At 75.4% G+C, this 20,516-nt stretch carries 16 protein-coding genes; 9 read left to right on the forward strand and 7 right to left on the reverse strand.

Annotation, left to right across the window (positions count from 1 at the left end; all coding sequences use genetic code 11):
• Positions 1–4: 4 nt before the first annotated feature.
• Genes QQX09_RS03630 through QQX09_RS03640 form a run of 3 tightly spaced genes read right to left on the reverse strand, consistent with a single transcriptional unit; the run spans position 5 to position 7,330 of the window.
• Complete coding sequence (locus tag QQX09_RS03630) at positions 5–3,274, reverse strand: ATP-dependent helicase (RefSeq protein WP_301131380.1); 3,270 nt, start codon at positions 3,272–3,274, stop codon at positions 5–7.
• Complete coding sequence (locus tag QQX09_RS03635) at positions 3,271–6,438, reverse strand: UrvD/REP family ATP-dependent DNA helicase (RefSeq protein WP_301131381.1); 3,168 nt, start codon at positions 6,436–6,438, stop codon at positions 3,271–3,273. Before QQX09_RS03635 ends, QQX09_RS03630 begins: the two co-directional genes overlap by 4 nt.
• Positions 6,439–6,487: 49 nt before the next feature.
• Positions 6,488–7,330 (reverse strand): DUF3152 domain-containing protein, encoded by an 843-nt coding sequence (locus QQX09_RS03640; protein WP_301131382.1) that lies wholly within the window; start codon positions 7,328–7,330, stop codon positions 6,488–6,490.
• A gap of 50 nt (positions 7,331–7,380) precedes the next feature.
• Here QQX09_RS03640 and QQX09_RS03645 point away from each other — a divergent pair, with 50 nt between their 5' ends.
• The gene (locus QQX09_RS03645; protein WP_301131383.1) at positions 7,381–7,599 is read left to right on the forward strand and encodes a DUF3107 domain-containing protein; all 219 of its coding nucleotides are present in this window, start codon (positions 7,381–7,383) and stop codon (positions 7,597–7,599) included.
• Between the two features lie 250 nt (positions 7,600–7,849).
• Entirely contained in the window at positions 7,850–9,487 is a 1,638-nt protein-coding gene (locus tag QQX09_RS03650) for a DEAD/DEAH box helicase (protein WP_301131384.1), read from the forward strand.
• Positions 9,488–9,669: 182 nt separating this feature from the next.
• Here the strand turns inward: QQX09_RS03650 and QQX09_RS03655 are convergent, their stop codons facing one another.
• Together QQX09_RS03655 and QQX09_RS03660 are read right to left on the reverse strand one after the other, a co-directional pair.
• Positions 9,670–9,897 (reverse strand): RNA-binding S4 domain-containing protein, encoded by a 228-nt coding sequence (locus tag QQX09_RS03655; protein WP_301131386.1) that lies wholly within the window; start codon positions 9,895–9,897, stop codon positions 9,670–9,672.
• Positions 9,898–9,970: 73 nt separating this feature from the next.
• Positions 9,971–10,795, reverse strand: a complete 825-nt coding sequence (locus QQX09_RS03660) for a PHP domain-containing protein (protein ID WP_301131387.1) — start codon at positions 10,793–10,795, stop codon at positions 9,971–9,973.
• 114 nt (positions 10,796–10,909) lie between these two features.
• Here QQX09_RS03660 and QQX09_RS03665 point away from each other — a divergent pair, with 114 nt between their 5' ends.
• The 3 genes from QQX09_RS03665 to QQX09_RS03675 all read left to right on the forward strand — a co-directional run bounded on the left by QQX09_RS03665 (position 10,910) and on the right by QQX09_RS03675 (position 13,909).
• Positions 10,910–11,299, forward strand: coding sequence for a hypothetical protein (locus QQX09_RS03665; protein WP_301131388.1), 390 nt, complete (start codon positions 10,910–10,912; stop codon positions 11,297–11,299).
• A gap of 98 nt (positions 11,300–11,397) precedes the next feature.
• A complete protein-coding gene (locus tag QQX09_RS03670) occupies positions 11,398–12,768 on the forward strand; it encodes an aminopeptidase P family protein (RefSeq protein WP_301131389.1) in 1,371 nt (456 codons plus the stop codon).
• Positions 12,769–12,931: 163 nt separating this feature from the next.
• A complete protein-coding gene (locus QQX09_RS03675; RefSeq protein WP_301131390.1) occupies positions 12,932–13,909 on the forward strand; it encodes an LLM class flavin-dependent oxidoreductase in 978 nt (325 codons plus the stop codon).
• Between the two features lie 116 nt (positions 13,910–14,025).
• On the opposite strand, the gene QQX09_RS03680 is transcribed toward QQX09_RS03675, so the two are convergent.
• Positions 14,026–15,426 (reverse strand): aminotransferase-like domain-containing protein, encoded by a 1,401-nt coding sequence (locus QQX09_RS03680; protein ID WP_301131391.1) that lies wholly within the window; start codon positions 15,424–15,426, stop codon positions 14,026–14,028.
• A gap of 100 nt (positions 15,427–15,526) precedes the next feature.
• On the opposite strand from QQX09_RS03680, the gene QQX09_RS03685 reads away from it, so the two are divergent.
• The 3 genes from QQX09_RS03685 to QQX09_RS03695 all read left to right on the forward strand — a co-directional run bounded on the left by QQX09_RS03685 (position 15,527) and on the right by QQX09_RS03695 (position 18,567).
• Positions 15,527–16,828: a magnesium transporter MgtE N-terminal domain-containing protein gene (locus QQX09_RS03685; protein WP_301131393.1), complete on the forward strand. Its 1,302-nt coding sequence runs from the start codon at positions 15,527–15,529 to the stop codon at positions 16,826–16,828.
• Positions 16,821–17,351 carry a DUF1003 domain-containing protein gene (locus tag QQX09_RS03690; RefSeq protein ID WP_301131395.1) on the forward strand — a complete coding sequence of 177 codons (531 nt, stop codon included), beginning with the start codon at positions 16,821–16,823 and terminating at the stop codon, positions 17,349–17,351. Before QQX09_RS03685 ends, QQX09_RS03690 begins: the two co-directional genes overlap by 8 nt.
• A 91-nt stretch (positions 17,352–17,442) precedes the next feature.
• Entirely contained in the window at positions 17,443–18,567 is a 1,125-nt protein-coding gene (locus tag QQX09_RS03695; RefSeq protein WP_301131396.1) for an Mrp/NBP35 family ATP-binding protein, read from the forward strand.
• 11 nt (positions 18,568–18,578) lie between these two features.
• Here the strand turns inward: QQX09_RS03695 and QQX09_RS03700 are convergent, their stop codons facing one another.
• Positions 18,579–19,172 (reverse strand): hypothetical protein, encoded by a 594-nt coding sequence (locus QQX09_RS03700; RefSeq protein WP_301131397.1) that lies wholly within the window; start codon positions 19,170–19,172, stop codon positions 18,579–18,581.
• A gap of 78 nt (positions 19,173–19,250) precedes the next feature.
• On the opposite strand from QQX09_RS03700, the gene QQX09_RS03705 reads away from it, so the two are divergent.
• On the forward strand, positions 19,251–20,477 hold the full coding sequence (locus QQX09_RS03705) for a galactokinase (protein ID WP_301131398.1): 1,227 nt from the start codon (positions 19,251–19,253) through the stop codon (positions 20,475–20,477).
• Positions 20,478–20,516 lie beyond the last annotated feature (39 nt).

The following is a 20,516-nucleotide window of genomic DNA, read 5'->3' on the forward strand; positions in this document are numbered from 1 at the left end:
CGCGTCACGCCGGCGCGGACCCCTCCTCGACTGCCAGCAGCGCCTCGATCTCCTGGCGCGTGAGCAGCCGCTCGGGCCGCACCGTCGCGTCGTCGCGCACGTAGTGGAAGGCGGCGTCGACCTCGTCGAGCGGCACCCCGGTCCACTCGGACCACGCGAGCCGGTACACCGCGAGCTGGACCTCGCGCGCCGCCCGCTCGTCCGCGTCGCACGGCGCCGACCCCGACTTCCAGTCGACCACCGTCACGCGGTCGAGCCCGGCGCCGGCGGGGAAGACGGCGTCGATGCGCGAGCGGATGGTCACCCCACGGAGCGGCACCTCGACGTCGACCTCGATGTGGCTGGGCGTGCGGCCCGCCCATGCGGAGCGCGCGAACGCGTCCTTGAGCGCCTCGAGGTCGGCCTCGTCCTCCCCCGGGCCCAGGTCGTCGAGCGAGAGCAGCGGGACGTGCCCGTACTGCGCCTCGATCCAGGCGTGGAGCAGGCTGCCGCGACGCGCGGCCGGTGTGGGCTCCGCGGGCAGCGGACGTCGCAGCTGCGCGGTGAACGCCTCGCGATCGCGGCGCAGCGACACGAGGCCCGAGGTCGACAGGTGGGCGGGCAGCGCCACGTCGCCGACCCCACGCTCCCGCTCGCGCCGCTCCTCGAGCATCGCGGCGATCTCGCGCCCGAGCGGCAGCCGATCCCACCGCGCATCCGCGGGGTCCTGCCCCGCCTCGGCGCCCGCCACCATGGCCCCGGACACCGCTCCGGCGAGCGCCCGACGCGCGATCTGGGCGGGCGTGGGCGCGGGCGGCCAGTCGGCGCGGACCTGCTCGACGGGCGCCGGCGCGTCGTCGTCGGGGCGCGGCGCCCAGCGCTCGTCCGACAGCATCCCGAGCTCGACGAGCTCGCGCAGGTAGCACGACGGCGTGCGGACCGTCGCGCCGCCCACGCGCCACGACGCGGACAGGAGCACGTGCGAGCGGGCGCGCGTGACGGCCACGTAGAAGAGGCGGCGCTCCTCGGCGATGCGGTGCTGTCCGCACGCCTTCTCGAAGTCCTCGAGCGAGTCCGCGAGCGTGCCGTGGTCGACGGCAGAGCGCCAGTCCCAGTGCGGCAGGTCCTGCCGGTCGAGCCGCAGCTCGTAGGGCAGCTCGACGCCGCGCCCACGCCAGCCGGCGTCCGTGTAGTACGGGCGCCGCGACGAGGGCTCCCCCACCGAGGGGAAGTGGCCGTCGACGAGGCCCGGCACGGCGACCACGTCCCACTCGAGGCCCTTGGCGGCGTGCACGGTGAGCACCTGCACGGCGCCGGGCTCGGGCTCCTTCACGGGCAGCTCGAGCCCGCCCTCCTCGCTGCGCGCCGCCTCGAGCCACGCGAGGAACGCGCCGAGAGTGGCGCGCTCGGCGCCTGCCGCGAACTGCCGCGCGGCGTCCACGAACGCGTCGACGTTGCGCGCGGCACGGCCGTCGGGGCGCGCGACGGCGGCCTCGATGTCGAGCCCCCACGCTCTCTCGGCGGCGAGGATGAGCTCGGGCAGCGACAGGTACGTGCGGGTGCGGATCGCGTCGACCGCCCGTTGCAGGCGGACGATGCGCGCGTGGGCGACGGCGCTGAGCGACCGGCCGTCGCGCGACGCCCAGCCGGGAGCGGGCGGCGTCGCCAGCGCGTCGACGAGGCTCGACTCGCTGTCGCGCGCCTCGCGCGGGCCGGCCAGCTCGCGGGCCCAGTCCTGGAGCGCGGCGAGGTCGCGGATGCCGAGCGCGACGCGCTCGGACGTGAGCAGGCGCATGGCGGAGTCCCCGCGCGACGGGTCGTGCGCGATCTCGAGGAGCGCGACCAGGTCGGACACCTCGGGGGTGTCGACGAGCCCGCCGAGCCCCACGACCTCGTAGTCGACGCCCGCGCGCACGAGCGCCTCGACCATGGTCGCGAACTGGGCGCGGCGGCGGCAGAGGATCGCCGCCGTCGGCAGCGCGGGACCCGTGCGCAGCTCGGCCCGCCGGTCCTGCAGGTAGGCGACCACCGAATCGGCCTCCTGCACGTGGTCCTCGGTGACGAGGCCGTCGACGCCCGCAGCCCGCCGGGGCGGCTCGTCCTGCCCCAGGTAAGCGGCGCGGGACCGCAGCGGCAGCACCTCGACCCGGGAGGCCTCGCGCAGCGGGCCGGCGGCGGCGTTCGCGACGTCGAGCACGGAGCCCTCGTTGCGCCACGACACCGACAGGCTCGCCTGGCGCACCTCGCGTCCGTGCGCGAACTCGTCGACGAACATCGGCAGCGCGCTTTCGGAGGCGCCGCGGAATCCGTAGATGGCCTGGTTCGGATCGCCGACCGCCATGACGTGGTGATCCGCGCCGAACAGCCGCGCGAAGAGCCTCAGCTGGCCCGGCGAGGTGTCCTGGAACTCGTCGAGCAGGATCGCGCGGTAGCGGCCGCGCTCGACCGCCTGGACCGCGTCGAGCCGCGACAGCTCGCCGGCGAACGCGACCTGGTCGGCGAAGTCGAGCTGCGAGGCGTCACGCTTACGCCGCTGGAACTCCTCGACCAGCCCGGTCACGGCCGCGAGGGTGCGCATCTTCGCGACCCGCTTGGCGTGGTCGTTCGGGGTGCCGGTGCGGGTGGTGAGCGGACCGGGAGCGCGGTCGCCCGCGTTCTTGGGCAGCTCCTCCAGCGCCGCGAGCGCGGTCAGCGCCCACTCGCGCAGCGCTGCGGGCGCGACGTCGTGGTCCCGCAGCTGGCCCGCGAGGCGCGAGATCGCGGCGGTCACCGTGCTGACGGCCGCGTCCGTGTCGAGCGGCGCCGTCCACGAGGTGACGACGTCCGAGGCGAGCTGCCACAGCGCGGCGGCGGTGAGCGTCGTCGCGTCGGGGTCGATGCCCAGGCGCAGCCCGTGCTCGGCGACCAGCTGGGCCGAGTACGCGTTGTACGTCGACACCGACGCGGGCGGTCGGGACGGGTCCTCGCCGAAGGCCGTCGCGATGCGGTGCTCGGCGCGCTCGGCGATCTCCGCGGCGGCCTTGCGCGTGAACGTGAGGCACAGGATCTCGTCGGGGCTGATGGCCGTGCCGAACAGCTCCTCCGCGTGGTCGAGCAGGTAGACGATGCGCAGCGACAGGGTCTCGGTCTTGCCGGAGCCGGCACCCGCGACCACGAGCATGGGGTCGAGCCCTGCGCCGATGACGCCGGCCTGCTCGGGCGTGGGCGGGCGCCCGGTCACGAGGACCGCGAGGTCCGCGGCGGAGCGCCGCGCGCCCCTGACCAGGCCCTCGTCCGCGAGGTCCGCCTCGGTCATCCGTCCGTCACCTGCCTCCCGCTCGGCCACGCGGGGCACGAGCGCCGCACGGGGCACGCCGTGCAGCGGTCGTTCGTGATGGCGGTGAACGTCCCCTGCGCCATCGTGTCGACCGCCGCCGTGAGGCGCGCCTTCTCCTTCTCGACGTCGATCGCGGGCTGCGCGCGCTCGCTCGCCCCCTGGGTCGACCCGCCGACGAACACGAGCGCCGCGCCGTCGGCCTCGGCGACCCCGCCGAAGCCACCGTGGTCCGCGGCGAGCTGGTACATCGCGAGCTGCGCGTGCTCCTCGGCGTCCTTCTTGGACACCGCCTGCCCGGTCTTGAGGTCGACGATGCGGGCCTTGCCGTCGGTGACCTCGACCCGGTCGGCGCTGCCCGCGACGACGGCGCGTCCGATCTGGACGCTGAAGGGCTGCTCGACCCGCACCTCGCCCGCACGCACGCCGGCGACGTAGCCCGCGAGCCGGCGGATCATCGCGTCGGCGCGGTCCTTGAGCACCCGGTCGGGCCACGTGTCGGTGCCCGCGATCTCGGGCCAGCGCTCCTCGAGCGCCGCCGCGAGCTCCGCATGCGTGCCGTGCGGGAGCGCCGCCGCGACCTCGTGCACGAGCGTGCCGAGGCTCTGCTTCTCCGAGGCGGCCGCGCTGCCGCCTGCGGTCTCGAGCGCCCACCGCAGCGGGCACGTCTCGAGCGCCTCGAGGCGCGACGGGGAGACGCGCACGGGCTGGTCGTCGTCCCACATGCCCACCTCGGTCGACGGGGTCGGGACACCGTGCCACTCGGCGGGGTCCGCGCCGGCCACGCCCATCGCGGCGAGCCTCGCGAGCACCTCGACATGGGCGTCGCGGGCGGGTCCGGCCGCCTCGACGGCGCCCGCACGGACCGCCGCGACCGCGGATCGCAGGTCGGTGACGCGCGGGGTCGCGTCCGCACGCACGGGCTCGACGCCCGCGGCCGTGCCGGCCCAAGCGAGGTAGCGCGAGGGCCGCTCGTCCTCGCCGTCCACGCACGTGAGGATGAGGCTGCGGCGCGCGCGCGACACGGCGACGGCGAAGGCGCGCGTCTCGTCGTCGACGACCGCCCGGCGCGCGGCCCGTGCCCACGCGGCGCGCGCCCTCGGCTCGAGCGGGGCCGCCTCCGCACGGCCCGCGACGATCTCAGCGAGCTGGTGCGCGCCGAGCACCGCGTCCCGCAGCCGCGTGTCGGGCCAGGCTCCCTCCTCGAGGCCGGCGACCACCACGGTGTCCCACTCGCGCCCCGCGGCCGACGCCGGCGTGCAGAACGCGACCGCGTCCTCGACGCGCGCCCGCGCGCCGAGCGTGTCCGGGGCGAAGTCCTGGCCCTCGAGGTGGTCGACGAACGACTCGACCGAGGCGGACGGCATGCGCTCGACGTAGATCGCGGCGGCGCGCATGAGCGCGATGACCGCGTCGAGGTCGGCGTCGTCGCGCGCGGAGCCGGCGAGCGCGGCCGCACGCCAGTCGTCGGCGACGCCGAGCGCGTCCCACACCGCCCACGCCACGGTCGCCGGTGTGCCGGCCCCGGCCGCCGCGGCGCCCGCGCGGAGCGCACGCGAGGCCCGTTCCGCGAGCCGCGCCTCGGGCGTGCCGAGGCTCGCCCACCGCTCGGGAGCGGCGATCGCCTCGACGAGCAGCTCCGCGGACGTGCGGGTGCCGCCGCCGCGCCGCTCCTCGCGCACGAGGGCGCGGCGCAGGCGGCGCATCGCGACCGGGTCGATGCCGACGATCCGCGAGCCGAGCAGCTCGACCGCCTCCGCCTCCTCCCACGTCGACTCCCCGCCGCGCGCGAGCTCGGCGGCACGGCGCATCAGGGTGAGGATCGGTGCGACCGCCGGCTCGGCGTGCAGGGCGGTGCCGTCCCCGAGGGTCTCGCACGGGATGTCGGCGGCGGCGAGGTCCGCGCGGATCTCGCGCAGCCGGGCGCTCGAGCGCGCGACCACGACCATCTCCCCCCACGGCGTCTCGGGCCCGTCGAGGCCGTGGCGCGCGCGGCGCAGCGCCTGCGCGATGGCGCGGGAGTGCGCGTGACGATGCGCGGCCACGAGGATCTCGACGCCGTCGCCCGACTCGGGCGGCGGCACGGCGGCGCGCGCCGACCCGACGCCGGCGGTGCCGATGCGGCCCACGGCGGCCGCGGTCACCGCCGCGAGCGCGCCCGCCTGGCGATGGCCCGGGCCGAGGCGCAGGACCGAGGCGCCGAACCCTCCCGGCCCCTCGGTCCCGGCGGCCGCGGCGAGCATGCCGGGGACCGCGCCGCGGTAGCCCTGGACCGCCTCGTCCGCGTTGCCGAGGAGCACGAGCCGCGCGCCGCCTGCAGCGAGCGCGCGCAGCAGCCGCACGCCCGCGCGGGTGAGGTCGTGCGCATCGTCCACGACGACCAGGTCCCACGACGGGCGGTCGCCCGGCGCGTCCCAGCCCTCGAGCACGTCCGCCGCCTGGGCCACCACGACGGCGGGGTCGAAGCGCGCGCCCTGGTCGGGGGTGAGGGAGCGCCAGCCCAGGACAGCGTCGTACTCGTCCATGACGTCCGACGCGGCGCGCCACTCGGGCCGGCCCGTCGCGTCGCCCAGCCGGGCGAGGTCGTCGGGCGACAGCCCGGCCTCGCTGGCGCGCATGAGCAGGTCGCGCAGCTCCGCACGGAAGCCCGCGAGCGCGGTGGCCTCGGCGGGCACCGCGCCGCCCCAGTCGGGGACCCGGCCCAGCCCCGCGCGATGGCCGTCGAGCAGCTCGCGGAGGATCTGGTCCTGCTCGGCGCCCGTGACGAGCACGGGCGGCGGGTCGCCGAGCGCGGTCGCGTGGGCGGTGAGGATCGCGTGGGCGGCCGATGCGGCGGTGCGCACCACGGGCGCGCCCACCGGGCGGTCGAGCGCGAGCGAGACGTGGTCGCGCAGGCGTGCGGCGCCCGCGCGGGTCGCCGACAGCACGAGCAGCCGGCCCGGGTCGGTGCCGCGACGGGCCGCCTCGAGGGCGAGCGCGCCCGCGAGCGTGGTCTTGCCCGCACCGGGGGCGCCCACGACCACGAGGTGACCGGGGTCGCCGGGCGTCGGCGCGGCGAGCGCCGCCTCGACGACCTCGCGCTGCGCATCGTCGAGCGCGGGCGGCGACGGGGCCGGGGCGGCCGGCAGCAGGCGGAGCGCGGTCATGCGCCGATCCCACCAGAAGGGTCCGACAACGCGCGCGCCACCGTGCTGCTCAGCCGGAGGTCGCGGCGTCGGGGAAGGGCCAGCCGTTCGGGTTGCAGGCCTTGGGCATGCGGGTCTGGTCGACCATGACGGAGGCGCGGCCCGAGGTGCACGTCGCCGACTCCTCGCCCAGCACGTGGCCCACGCCGTTGTTGAGCAGGTAGGCGCGGGCGCCCTTGCGGTTGTCGCCGTAGCGGCCCAGGCCCGCCGTCCAGTCGTACACGGACAGGGGGACGATGCCCTGCTCGGCGCACGTCGGATCGTCGCCCTCGGGCTCGTCGGGGCAGCGCGTCGCGACCGTGTACGGCGTCGCGAGCACCACCTGTACGTCGGCGGCGCCGTCCGTCATGACGAACTGCAGGCGCCCCGCGGAGCCCCAGCCGCGCTCGTCCTGAAGGATGCGCATGACGTAGTCGACGAACGCGTCCTCGTCGACCGTGACGCCGTCCTCGACGTCGATGCGCACGTACCGGGTGGGACCCTCGGCGGCATCGGGCGAGGCCGACGCGGCGGCGGTCCGGGTCGCGGTCGAGGCCGTGGTGAACGTGCCCTCGCCGCGCTCGGGCACGGTGGTCGTGACGACGCCGGCGGCGGCGTCGGCGCCGTCCAGCTCGCGCGTGATCGGCTCCAGGGCCGGCAGGCTCACCTCGGGCTCGGGGCTCTCGCTCGGGCTCGCGGAGACGGTGGGCTCGGGCTCGGCGCTCCACGCCCGGTACCAGCCGGGCACCTGGCCGGTCAGCCAGCCGGCGCCGATGCCGACCGCGAAGCATGCGAGGACCGTCACGAGGGTCACGACGAGGCCGGGAAGGGCGATTCCCCTGCCCGCGAACAGGCCTCCGGACCGCCGAGTCATCGCCCTAGGATAAGGGCAGACCTACGGCATCACGAGCATTGGAGGCGGCTGTGGAGATCAGGATCGGCGTGCAGAACGTGTCCCGCGAGATCGCGATCGACACCGACATGTCGGCGGACGCGGTCGCCGCGGCGGTGGCGGCGGCGGCCAAGGGCGGCACGCTCGACCTCACGGACGCGAAGGGCCGCCGTGTCGTGGTCCCCGGTGCCGCGCTCGGGTATGTCGACATCGGCGAGGAGACCAAGCGCCGCGTCGGCTTCGGCGCGTAGCCGCACGCAGGCTCAGACGAAGGCCCGGGGACGACGCGTCCCGGGCCTTCGTGCTGTCCGCGACGCGCGCATCGTCCCTCCCTACCGTCCGGCAAAGGGCGCCCGGTACACTATGTCCTGACCCGGGGCTGACCGGTCGTCATGTGAAACGCGGTACCGCTGAAGACAGCGACGCGCCGCCGAAGAGGATGATTCGCGATCGGCTGCCCGCCATAGGCGCCTCGCGCGCCCCCGAGATCATCGGAGCACCATGACAGAGACGCACGCCAGCGTGCAGACGCCCGACAAGACCTTCGCCGACTTCGACGTGGACCCCCGCATCGTCGAGGCGCTGGCCGACAAGGGCATCACCACCCCGTTCCCCATCCAGGCGATGACCCTCCCGGTCGCGCTGTCCGGCCACGACATCATCGGCCAGGCGAAGACCGGCACCGGCAAGACGCTGGGCTTCGGCATCCCCGCGCTGCAGCGCACCGCCGCCCCCGGCGAGCCGGCCTACGAGGGCCTCGGCGACGCGCAGGGCAAGCCCCAGGCGCTCATCGTCGCGCCGACCCGCGAGCTCGCCGTCCAGGTCGCGAACGATCTGGAGACCGCGTCGCGCAAGCGCGCCGTCCGCATCGTCCAGATCTACGGCGGCCGCGCGTACGAGCCCCAGATCGAGGCGCTGCAGAAGGGCGCCGACGTGGTCGTCGGCACCCCCGGCCGCATGATCGACCTGCTCAACCAGGGCCACCTCGACCTGCGCTTCATCAAGACCGCGGTGCTCGACGAGGCCGACGAGATGCTCGACCTCGGCTTCCTGCCCGACGTCGAGAAGCTGCTCGCCGCGACCCCGGCGTCGCGCCACACCATGCTGTTCTCCGCGACGATGCCGGGCGCCGTGGTCGCGCTCGCCCGCCGCTACATGACGCAGCCCACGCACATCCGCGCGGCCGACCCCGACGACGACGGCGCCACCGTCAAGGCCATCAAGCAGGTCGTCTACCGCGCGCACGCGCTCGACAAGGTCGAGGTGCTGGCGCGCATGCTGCAGGCCAACGGCCGCGGCCTCACCGTCGTGTTCGCGCGCACCAAGCGCACCGCCGCGAAGGTCTCCGACGAGCTGCGCGACCGCGGCTTCGCCGCCGGCGCGATCCACGGCGACCTGGGCCAGGGCGCCCGCGAGCAGGCGCTGCGCGCGTTCCGCTCGGGCAAGATCGACATCCTCGTCGCGACCGACGTGGCCGCGCGCGGCATCGACGTCACCGACGTCACGCACGTGGTCAACTACCAGTGCCCCGAGGACGAGAAGACGTACCTCCACCGCATCGGCCGCACCGGCCGCGCGGGCAAGACCGGCACCGCCGTGACGTTCGTGGACTGGGACGACATCCCGCGCTGGTCGCTCATCGATAAGGCGCTCGACCTCGGCTACCCCGAGCCGCAGGAGACGTACTCGACGTCGCCGCACCTGTTCGAGGACCTCGACATCCCCGAGGGCACCAAGGGCCGCCTCCCGCGCGACAAGCGCACCCGCGAGGGGCTCGAGGCGGAGACGCTCGAGGACCTCGGCGAGACCGGCAAGCACGCCGGCGGCTCGGGCCGCGGCCAGGGCGGTCGCGGTCAGGGCGGCCGTGGCGGCTCGGGCGACGGCTCCCGCGAGGGCTCGCGTGAGGGCGGCAACCGCAACCGCAGCCGTCGTCGCCGCGGCGGCTCCGGCCAGGGCGGCTCGACCGAGGGCGCGCCGCGCGAGCCGCGCGCCGAGGGCGGCTCCGCCCAGGGCGGGTCCGGCACCGGTTCCGAGGGCGGCGAGTCCAAGCCGCGCCGCAGCCGCAACCGTCGTCGCCGCCGCTCGGGCGGCGCGGGCTCGGGCGAGGGCGCGCCGCAGGCGCAGCCGGCCGGCGAGTAGGAAGCCTCGTCAGGAGGGGCGGGATCCGCGAGGGTCCCGCCCCTTCTGCGTCCCTGCCGTCACCGGCCTCTCGCGCTGCGAGGCGCTCGGTGCCCGTCCGCGGCGGGCTGCGGGCACGGAGCACCTCGCAGGACGATGCGCGGGTCGGCCCTAGCCCGGGCGGGGCCCGTCGACGGGCCCCGCTAGTCGGAGACGCGCGCCGCACGTCCCCCGAGCTCGACGACATCGCCCTCGTGCAGCTGCCGGCCCCGGCGCACGTCGACCTCGCCGTTCACCGTGACGAGCCCGTCGGCGATGACCTCCTTGGCCTCGCCGCCGGTGTCGACCAGGCCCGCGAGCTGCAGGAACTGACCGAGACGGATCATGTCGCCGGCGATCGAGACGTCGTGGAGAGGAGCGCGTGAGGCCATGCCCGCATGATAGGTCGGGCGCGACCCCGCCGCGGGCCCCGCCATCCGCCGGCCGCCGCCCGCGCCGTCCGCGCTACCCGCGCTGCGCGAGCAGCGCGTCGAAGGCCTCCACCGTCGTGAGGTTCTCGCCCAGCCGGTTGAGCTTGCCGGTGCCGTGATAGTCCGACGACCCGGTACGGATGAGCCCGTGCTTCTCCACCAGGCCGGCCAGGCGCTCCCGCGTCTCCTCGTCGTGGTCGCGGTGGTCCACCTCGAGCCCGGCGAGCCCCGCCTTCGCGAGCGACGCGATCACCCGGTCGGGCACCACGCGCCCCCGCGCGTGCGCTCCCGGATGCGCGAAGACCGGCACCCCGCCGGCGGACCGGATCGCGCGGACGGCGTCGTGGACCTCGGGCGCGTAGTGGTGGACGTAGTACCGGGACCGGTTGTGCAGCACCTCCGCGAACACCTCGTCGCGATGCCCGAAGTGCCCCCGCGCCACGAGCGCGTCCGCGATGTGCGGCCGGCCCACGGTCGCGGCGTCGCCCGCCTGCGCCACCACGTCGTCCCACTCGATGAGGTAGTCGACGGAGATCCGGTCGACGATGGTCTGCGCCCGCCCCACGCGGGCCTCCCGGGTGAAGGCGAGGATCTCGGCGAGCGCCGCATCGTCCGGCCGCGGCCACAGCGCGAGCATGTGGATCGACACCCGCCCGTCGCGCGCCGACACCTCGATGCCGGGCACGAAGCCGAGCCCGAGCCTCGCGGCCTCGGCCTCGGCCTCCTCCCAGCCGCCCACGGAGTCGTGGTCGGTGAGCGCGACGACGTCGAGACCCGCGTCGGCGGCCTCGCGCATCACCTGCGCCGGCGTGCCCGTGCCGTCGGAGACGTTCGAGTGGGAGTGGAGGTCGATGCGCACGCGCCCAGTATCGCGCGCCACCGCCGCGCGGTCCCGTCGGGTCCCGCGTCCCCTCGGGTCCCGCGTCCCCGCCTGGGGCAGGATAGGAGGGGACATACAGCCGGAGGGGGCACGATGACGACGGTCGAGACGGTGGCATGGGCGACGGCGGCGATCTTCGCGGCGGTGGCGCTGTTCCAGGTGGCGCTCGCCGCGGGCGCGCCGTGGGGACGGGCCGCGTGGGGCGGCGCGCATGAGGGCGCGCTCCCGGGTCGGCTGCGCGCCGGCAGCGCCGTCTCGGCGGTGATGCTGCTGGGGATGGCGGCCGTCGTCCTGGCGGGCGCCGGCGCGATCGGGTCCGGCGACAGCACCCTGGTCACGGTGCTGCTGTGGGTGGTGGTCGCGTTCACCGCGCTGTCGACGCTGGCCAACCTCGCGTCGCGCAGCCCGCTCGAGCGCGCGATCTTCGGGCCCACCAGCATCGCCCTCTTGGCCGGGTCCCTCACGGTCGCGCTCGCCGGCTGACGCCGGCCGGCCCGCGCCGCCCGCCCCTGCGTCGGGACGATGCGCGGGCGGGACCAGCGGCGACGTCCGGCGTCTGCGCACCGTGCGACCATTGCCGGGTGAACGACAAGGACGAGACCAACAAGGCCCGCACCACCCGCCCGACCACCCAGGAGTTCAAGGACTTCATGGGCGAGCACTGGGCGCCGCACGAGGACGTCGAGGTGACGCGCATCGCCGCGGCCCCCTTCGCGGCCGAGCGCCGCGCAGGCCTGAGCGCCGCGTTCCCCGGCACCCGCATCTCCGTCCCCGCGGGCGAGCTCAAGACCCGCGCGAACGACACCGACTACCGGTTCCGCCCGTCGTCCGATTTCACGTACCTCACCGGCCTCGGCATCGACCACGAGCCCGGCGCGGTGCTCGTGTTCGAGCCGCGCGAGGGCGCCGAGGGCCACGACGTCGTCCTCTACCTCGTGCCGCCCGCCCAGCCCGGCGACGAGGGCTTCTACTCCGACCCGGCCGCGGGCGAGTTCTGGATCGGGCGCCGCCCCGGCCTCGCCGAGTTCGAGGCCATGACCGGCATCGCGACCAAGGCGCTGGCGGACCTGCCCGAGAGCGTCGACGCCGCCGCCGAGCCGGGCGAGGACGTCCGCGCCGCGCTCGCCGAGATGCGTTTCGTCAAGGACGAGTACGAGATCCAGCAGCTGCGCGACGCGGTCGACGCGACCATCGCGGGCTTCGAGCGCGTGGTCCCGGAGCTGCCGCGCGCGATCGCGCACAAGCGCGGCGAGCGCGTCATCGAGGCGACCTTCGACGGCCACGCCCGCGAGGAGGGCAACGCGGTGGGCTACGAGACCATCGCCGCCGCGGGCGCCCACGCGACCACGCTGCACTGGATCTCCAACACCGGTCAGGTGCGCGAGGGCGACCTCCTGCTGCTGGACGCGGGAGTCGAGGTCGAGAGCCTCTACACCGCGGACATCACCCGCACGCTCCCGATCGACGGCACCTTCACGCCCACCCAGCGCCGCGTCTACGAGATCGTGCTCGAGGCCGCCGACGCCGCGTTCGCGATCGTCAAGCCCGGCATCCGCTTCCTCGACGTGCACCTCGCCGCGATGGAGGTCATCGAGCAGCGCCTCACCGAGTGGGGCATCGCGCCGGCGCAGCAGGACCCCGAGTCCAAGCTCTACCGCCGCTGGATGGTCCACGGCACGTCGCACCACCTGGGGCTCGACGTCCACGACTGCGCCGAGGCCAAGCGCGAGCTCTACCTCGAGGGCGTCCTCGAGCCCGGCATGGTCTTCACCATCGAGCCCGGCCTGTACTTCCAGGAGGGCGACCTGGTCGCACCCGAGGAGCTGCGCGGCATCGGCGTGCGCATCGAGGACGACATCGTCGTGACCGAGGACGGCGCCGAGAACCTCTCGGCGGCGCTCCCCCGCGACCCCGACGAGGTCGAGGCGTGGATCAAGCGCCTGTCGCGCTGAGCCCGCTGCCCGCGTGACGCAAGCGGCGCATCGTCCCTTCGGGGGCGGTGCGCCGCTTTCCAGTTCAGGGGTCGCCGGGCCCTTCGCGAGGGCATAGGGTGCCGTTTCCCGGCGTTGACCTCACGGAACCCGCACGACCGCATCACCACCAGAAGGACCCCGCATGACCGTCGCCCTCTCCCTGCTCGACCTCGCCTTCATCCGCCCCGGCGGCAGCGCCGCGGAGAGCCTCGCCCACTCGGTCGACCTCGCCCGGGCGGCGGAACGGTCGGGCTACGGTCGCGTCTGGTACGCCGAGCACCACGGCATGGCGACCATCGCATCGTCCGCCCCGGCGGTGGTGATCGCGCACGTCGCCGCGCATACGTCCACCATCCGTCTCGGCGCGGGCGGCGTCATGCTGCCGCATCACTCGCCGCTCGTGGTCGCCGAGCAGTTCGGCACCCTCGCCGAGCTCCACCCCGGCCGCATCGACCTGGGCCTGGGACGTGCGCCCGGGGGCGACCGCGGCGTCTTCGCGGCGCTGCGCCGCACGCCCGAGGCGTCGGACCGCTTCCCCCAGGACGTGGTCGAGCTCCAGGGCCTGCTCGCGGGCGCGGACCGGCCCGACGGGCTCCGCGCGACCCCCGGCGCCGGCACGCACGTGCCGCTCTACGTCCTGGGCTCGTCGCTGTTCGGCGCGCAGCTCGCGGCGCAGCTGGGCCTGCCGTACGCCTTCGCCTCCCACTTCGCGCCGCAGGCGCTCGAGGAAGCCGTCGCGCTCTACCGCGGCAGCTACCGGCCGTCGGACGCGCACCCCGAGCCGTACGTGATCGCCGGCGTCAACGTGGTCGCGGCCGAGGACGGGGACGATGCGCGGGCCCAGCTCGCCGACGCCCGCCGCCACCGCGTGCGCGCCATGATCAGCCGCGGCCCGGCGGCCCGCAGCTACACCGAAGACGAGATCGACGCGTTCCTCACGACCCCGCAGGGCGCGCAGATCGCGGCGATGATGTCCAAGGCGGCCGTCGGCACGCCGGACGAGGTGCGCGAGGGGCTCGAGGCCTTCGCGGCGGAGGCGCGAGCCGACGAGCTCATCACCGTCCACCCGTCGCTGGACCCGGCGGCCAGGATCCGCTCGGTGGAGCTCGCCGGCAGCTGACAGGCCCCACCCCGCCGCGCGCCAACCGGCGTACGGGACGCCGCTCGCGCGCATCGTGCCTGGTGCTGGAGCGCGGAGGCGGATCCGTACACCGGTTGCGGCGCGCCGGCGGCGAGTCAGGCGGCGCGCTCCGCCAGCGTCTTGACGCCCAGCCGCATCTCCTCGGGCGGGAGGTAGAACGGCAGCCGGAAGCGGTCCGCTCCCGCGCCCGGCACCACCGAGAACGCCGCGCCGGCGACCACCGGCACGCCCGCGCGGTCGGCACGCTCGGCGAAGCGCTCCGCCGACTGACCCGGCATCCGCACCCACAGCGACGGCCCGCCCGCGGGCTCGACCGCCTCCCAGCCCAGCCCCGCCTCCTCGATCGCCTCCCGCGTCGCGGCGAGGGACTCCCGCAGCGCGGCCAGGCGCCACGCCACCGTCTCCTCGAAGCGCTCCCGCAGCAGGCGCGCGCCCAACCGCTGGAACAGCGCCGGGCTGCCGAGGTCCATCGCGGCCCGGCGGTGTCGCAGCTGCGCGGCGAGCGTCGCGTTCGTGTGCAGCCAGCCGATGCGCAGCCCGCCCCAGAACACCTTCGACATCCCGCCCACGGTCACCACCGACGCGCCCGTCCCGAGCGCGGCCAGCGGCCGCGGCGACGCGCCGGACAGCGCGAGGTCGGCGAGGGTGCGGTCGTCGATCACCGTGGTGCCGGCGGACGATGCGGCGGCGAGCAGGCGCACGGCGTCCGCCTCCGCGAGCGCGGTGCCGGTGGGGTTGTTGAACGTGGTGACGTAGGCGAGGTCCGGCTCGGCGGCACGCAGCATCTTGACGACGCCCGCGACGTCGAGGCCCGCGTCGGTCATCGGCAGCGCGAGCGGGCGCGAGCCCGCCGCCGCGATCGCGTCGAACACCCCGGGGTAGGTGATGGCCTCGAGGGCGACCGGGGTCGACGGCGAGGCGAGCGCGGTCACCGCGAGCCAGAGCGCCTGCTGCGCGCCGGAGGTCACGACGATCTCGTCGGCTCGCGCCGGCACGCCCCGCGCGCGGAGGTGGTCGGTGATCGCGAGCGTGAGGTCGCGGTCGCCGAGCGCGGCGTAGCCGTTGCCGAGCGCGGCCCGCCCGTCGAGGAACGTCTCCGGCCGTGCGAGCGCCTCCGACACCGCCGGCGCGGGCGGCGGCGACGCGGTGTTGAGCGCGACCAGCGGCGGCTCCTGCCCCACGAGGATCCGCGAGAAGCGGTCCTGCGCGGTGAGCGCGGACACGCCCCGCGACCGCATCCCCAGGCGCGGGGCGGAGCCGGGCGAGGCCTCGAGCCATCCCTGGTCACGCAGCCGCTGATAGGCGGCGGTGACCGTGTTGCGCGAGAGGTGGAGCTGCGTCGCGAGCGCGCGCTCGGACGGCATGCGCGCGCCGTGCTCGAGCGAGCCGGCCTCGGCGAGCGACACGATCGCGTCCGCGAGCTGCTGGTACAGGGGTCCGGTGCCCGACTTCCAATGGTCGAGCACACCGCTGAGCTGGTCGGCCGTGGTGCGCATGACCCCATCCCACCCGGAACTGGCACCTGGAAGCAAGTGCCACACGCCGCATCGTCCCACCTCCCAGGCGGGACGCAGGCCCGGGGATACGCTTAGCCCCATGAGCACCGCAGTCGACCGCGTCTACATCGCGCGCCTCGCGGGCACCCCGGTCTTCGACCCCATCGGCGACGCGGTGGGCCGCGTCCGCGACGTCGTCGTCGTCATCCGCCGCACCGGCGGCAACCCGCCCACGGCGGTGGGCCTCGTGGTCGAGGTGCCCGGACGCCGGCGCGTCTTCATGCCCCTCACCCGCGTCACCTCGATCTCCCCCGGGCAGGTGATCTGCACCGGCGTGGTCAACCTGCGCCGGTTCAAGGCGCGGCCCGGGGAGAGCCTCGCGATCGCGGAGCTGTTCGAGCGGTCGGTGCGCCTCAAGGAGGACAAGTCCACCGCGTACATCGAGGACATCGCGATCGAGCAGGACCGCACCAAGACGTGGCGCCTCACCAAGCTCTACGTGCGCAAGGGCGAGCGCCGCAAGGGCGTGCTCGGCTTCTCGCGGCGCGGCGAGGCCGTCGTGGTCGACGTCGACCAGGTGACCGGGCTGTCGATCCGCGACAAGAACCAGGGCGCGTCGCTCGTCATCGAGGCCTTCGAGGACCACAAGCCCGCGGACCTCGCCGCCGCCCTCATGGAGATGAGCCCGTCGCGCTCGGCGGAGATCGCGGCCGCGCTGGACGACGAGCGCCTCGCCGACGTGCTCGAGGAGATGCCCGAGGAGGACCAGATCGTCCTCCTGTCGACGCTGCGCTCCGAGCGCGCGGCCGATGTCCTCGAGGCGATGGAGCCGGACGATGCGGCGGACCTCCTGGGCGACCTGCCCGCGCCGCAGGCGGCCGCGCTCCTCGAGCTGATGGAGCCCGAGGAGGCGCGCAACGTCGAGCAGCTGCTGGGCTACGAGGACGACTCCGCGGGCGGCCTCATGACCACCGAGCCGGTGATCGTGGGCCCCGAGACCACCGTCGCGACCTGCCTCGCGCTCGTGCGGAAGCAGGAGCTGCCGCCGGCGCTCGCGTCGATGGTGTTCGTGGTGCGCCCGCCGCTCGAGACCCCGACCGGCCGGTACATCGGCCTGGTCCACATCCAGAAGCTCCTGCGCGAGCCCCCGCACGACTCGATCGGCAACTTCGTCGACCCGGCGATCGCCCCGCTGCACCCCGGCGAGCACCTGTCCGTGGTCGCGCGCCGCATGGCGGCCTACGACATCCTCGCCCTGCCGGTCGTCAACGACGACCATCGCCTCGTGGGCGCGATCTCGATCGACGACGTCCTCGACCACCTGCTCCCCAGCGACTGGCGCGAGCACATGGACGAGGAGGACGAGGCGCCGACGCCGGCCAAGGGAGGCGCCCGTGGCTGACCGTCTCGACCGTCCCAAGGGAGCCGAGCGCGGCCTGTTCCGCCGCCGCGCCTCGAACCCCGACCGTGCCGGCGTCGTCGTCGAGGGCATCGCGCGCTTCCTCGGCACGCCGCGCTTCCTCGTCTACCTCACCGTGTTCTGCCTCGCGTGGCTCGCGTGGAACATCTGGGCGCCCGAGGACCTGCGCTTCGACTCCGCGGCCAACGGCTTCACCGCGCTCACGCTCATGCTGTCGCTGCAGGCCTCGTACGCCGCGCCCCTCATCCTGCTCGCGCAGAACCGTCAGGACGACCGCGACCGTGTCGCCGCCGAGCAGGACCGCCAGCAGGCCGCCCGCTCGCTCGCCGACACCGAGTACCTCGCCCGCGAGATGGCGTCGCTGCGTCAGGCGCTCGGCGAGACCGCGACGCGCGACTTCGTCCGGTCGGAGCTGCGCGCGCTGCTCGAGGAGCTCCGCGCGGAGGAGGCCGCGGACGACGACAACGGCGACGAGCTCCGCCGCCCGGCCCGCCGCACCCGCTGACGGCGGCCGCGTACCCCCACCCGCATCGTCCCCTCCTGGCCGCACGGGCGGCCGCACGGACGGCCCCCGGCGACCGCCTACGATGGACGCCATGCCTACCGTCGAGCTCATCCGCGACGCCCTTGCGAAGGTCATCGATCCCGAGATCCGCCGCCCCATCACCGAGATCGGCATGGTCCGCTCGGTGGATCTCGAGGGCGACCTCGCGGTGGTCGGCATCGACCTCACCACGCAGGGCTGTCCGATGCGCGAGCGCATCACCACGGACGTGGACGCCGCGGCCCGCTCGGTCGACGGCGTCGCCGACGTGCGCATCGATCTCGGCGTGATGTCCGAGGAGCAGCGCCTCGAGCTGCGCTCCAAGCTCCGCGGCGGCAAGCCCGAGCCGGTCATCCAGTTCACGCAGCCCGGCAACATGACGCGCATCTACGCGATCGCGTCGGGCAAGGGCGGCGTGGGCAAGTCGACCGTGACGGCGAACCTCGCGGCCGCGATGGCGCAGGACGGCCTCAAGGTGGGCGTGCTCGACGCGGACATCTTCGGCTTCTCGATCCCCGGCATGCTCGGCGTCCAGGGCCAGCCCACGCGCCTCGACGACATGCTGCTCCCGCCCATCGCGCACGAGGTCAAGGCCGTCTCGATCGGCATGTTCGTGCCCGAGGGCCAGCCCGTCGTGTGGCGCGGGCCGATGCTCCACCGCGCGATCGAGCAGTTCCTCGCGGACGTGTTCTGGGGCGACCTCGACGTCCTCCTCCTCGACCTTCCCCCTGGTACGGGCGACATCGCGATCTCGGTCGCGCAGCTGCTGCCCCACGCCGAGATCCTCGTGGTGACCACCCCGCAGGCCGCGGCGGCGGGCGTCGCCGAGCGCGCGGGCGCCATCGCGACCCAGACCTCGCAGTCCGTGGTCGGCGTGGTGGAGAACATGGCGTGGCTCGAGCAGGCCGACGGGTCGCGGCTCGAGGTGTTCGGGTCCGGCGGCGGCGCGACCGTCGCGGGGCGCCTGTCGCAGGTGCTCGGCACCGACGTCCCGCTGCTCGGCCAGATCCCGCTGGACATCACCGCACGCGAGGCCGGCGACGCGGGCACGCCCGTGGTGGTCTCCGACCCGGAGTCGCCGGCCGCCTCCGCCCTCCGGGACGTGGCGCGCAGGCTCACGGCGCGTCAGCGCGGGCTGGCCGGCCGCTCGCTCGGCGTCACGCCCGTCCGCAAGTAGCGTGCGCCCGCTCAGCCGCGGCCGCGGGGGCCCCAGCCGGCGATGATCGCCGCCACCAGACCCGCGAGGATCCCGCCCGTCGTGACGGCGGGCGTCGCGAGCGCGGTGAGCAGCGCATCGTCGAAGCCGGGCCCGCTCGCGCCGATGAGCTCGAGCAACTGGCCCGCGCCCCCCGACACGACGCCGTCGATCGACCCCGTCACGGCCATGACGTGCACGCCGAGGACGGTGGCCACGAACGCGGTCGCCTGCGTGATCAGCCCATGCTCGCGCGACAGGTAGCGCGTGGTGAAGCCCACCGCGGCGGTGAGCAGCAGGCCCAGCAGCACCGACGCGTAGAGGTTCGGCTCGCTCGGCACCAGGATCGCGAGCAGCAGCGCCACCACGAGCGCGACCAGGAGCGCCGCAGCGAGCGGCCCCGTGCGGTTCGAGCGGACGCGCTCGAGGACCGACGGCGGGACGGACGATGCGGCGGGCGCCGCCGCGGGAGCGCCCGGCGCCGGCTCGGCGGCCGCGGGCATCTCCGCGGTGGCCGCCGGCTCGGCGGCCGGCTGCTCGGCCGGGACGCCCGGCTCCTCGGGCTCGGGTGCGGGCGTGCGGGCCATCGGTACCTCCTCGGCTGACCCTCGCATTGTGGCACGCCCGCCCCGACGCGGGACCGCTCCCGCTGGCACAATGGCGGCGTGACGGCGTCCGTTCCCGACGACGCGCCTCGCTGGCTCGAGCCCTGGAGCCTCGACGAGGGGGCCGACCGCGCCCGCGCCCTGTTCGCGGAGTCGTTCGGGGGCGAGCCGGACGCGATCGTCTCGGCCCCGGGCCGCCTCACCATCGTGGGCGACCACACCGACTACAGCGAGGGGCTCACCCTCGCGACGGTCACCACCCATCGCACGTTCGTCGCCGCGCGTCGCCGCGAGGATCAGGCGCTGCGGGTCGTCACCGCGCAGGGCGAGAACGTGCGCGGACCCGGCATCCGCTGGGAGGGCGCGCTCGGGTCGCTCGACCCTGCGGACGAGGGCTGGCCGTCGCGCGTCGCGGGCGTGGTGTGGGCCCTCGGGGAGCGCGGCTACCAAGCGACCGGCCTCGACCTCGCGATCGACTCGTGCCTGCCCACCAGCGCGGGCCTGGGCTCGTCCGCCGCGCTCAGCGCCGCGGTCGCGCGCGCCCTCGACTCGGTATGGGGGCTCGCGCTCGACACGGAGGCGGGCGCGATCGAGCTCGCCGAGGCCTGCTGGGAGTCGGAGAACATCTTCGTGGGCTTCCCGTGCGGCCGGCTCGACACCCACACGGTGCTGCGCTGCGCCGACGGCGAGGCGGTCCTGCTCGACTTCTCCGAGATCCCTCCGGGGCTCACCCGCTACCCCCTGTACTTCCCGGACTACGGGATGCGGCTGCTGCTCATCGACACCGGCAAGCGGGATCCGGGCTGGCGGGAGTCGTACGGCCGCCGCAGCCGCGACGCCGCCCTCGCCGCCTCGACGCTGGGGGTGCGGTCGCTGCGCGCCCTCGCCGACTCCCCCGACGCGATCGCGAAGGTGCGGGCCATCTCCGACCCGACCGTGCATCGGCGCGCGCGGCACATCGTCACGGAGGACCTCCGGGTGCGCGAGACCGTCGCGGAGCTGGCGGGGCTCGGGCCGGCGCACGACCGGTTCACCGAGATCGGCGCGCTCATGTTCACGTCGCACCGGTCGCTGCGCTCCGACTACGGCGCGAGCACGCCCGAGCTCGACATCGCGGTCGAGGGCGCGGTCGAGGCGGGGGCGCTCGGCGCACGCCTCGCGGGCGCCGGCTTCGGCGGCTGCGCCGTGGCGCTCGTGCGCGCGACGCAGCTCGACGTGGTGGCACGGCGCGTGGACGCGCTCTTCGACATGTACGCGATCCCCCGGCCGCGCTACCTGCTCGTGTGAAGCCGCGCATCGTCCCTGGTCACGGGACGATGCGCGGGG

Origin of the sequence: Demequina litoralis (assembly GCF_030418455.1) — a bacterium.
Lineage (GTDB): Bacteria > Actinomycetota > Actinomycetes > Actinomycetales > Demequinaceae > Demequina > Demequina litoralis.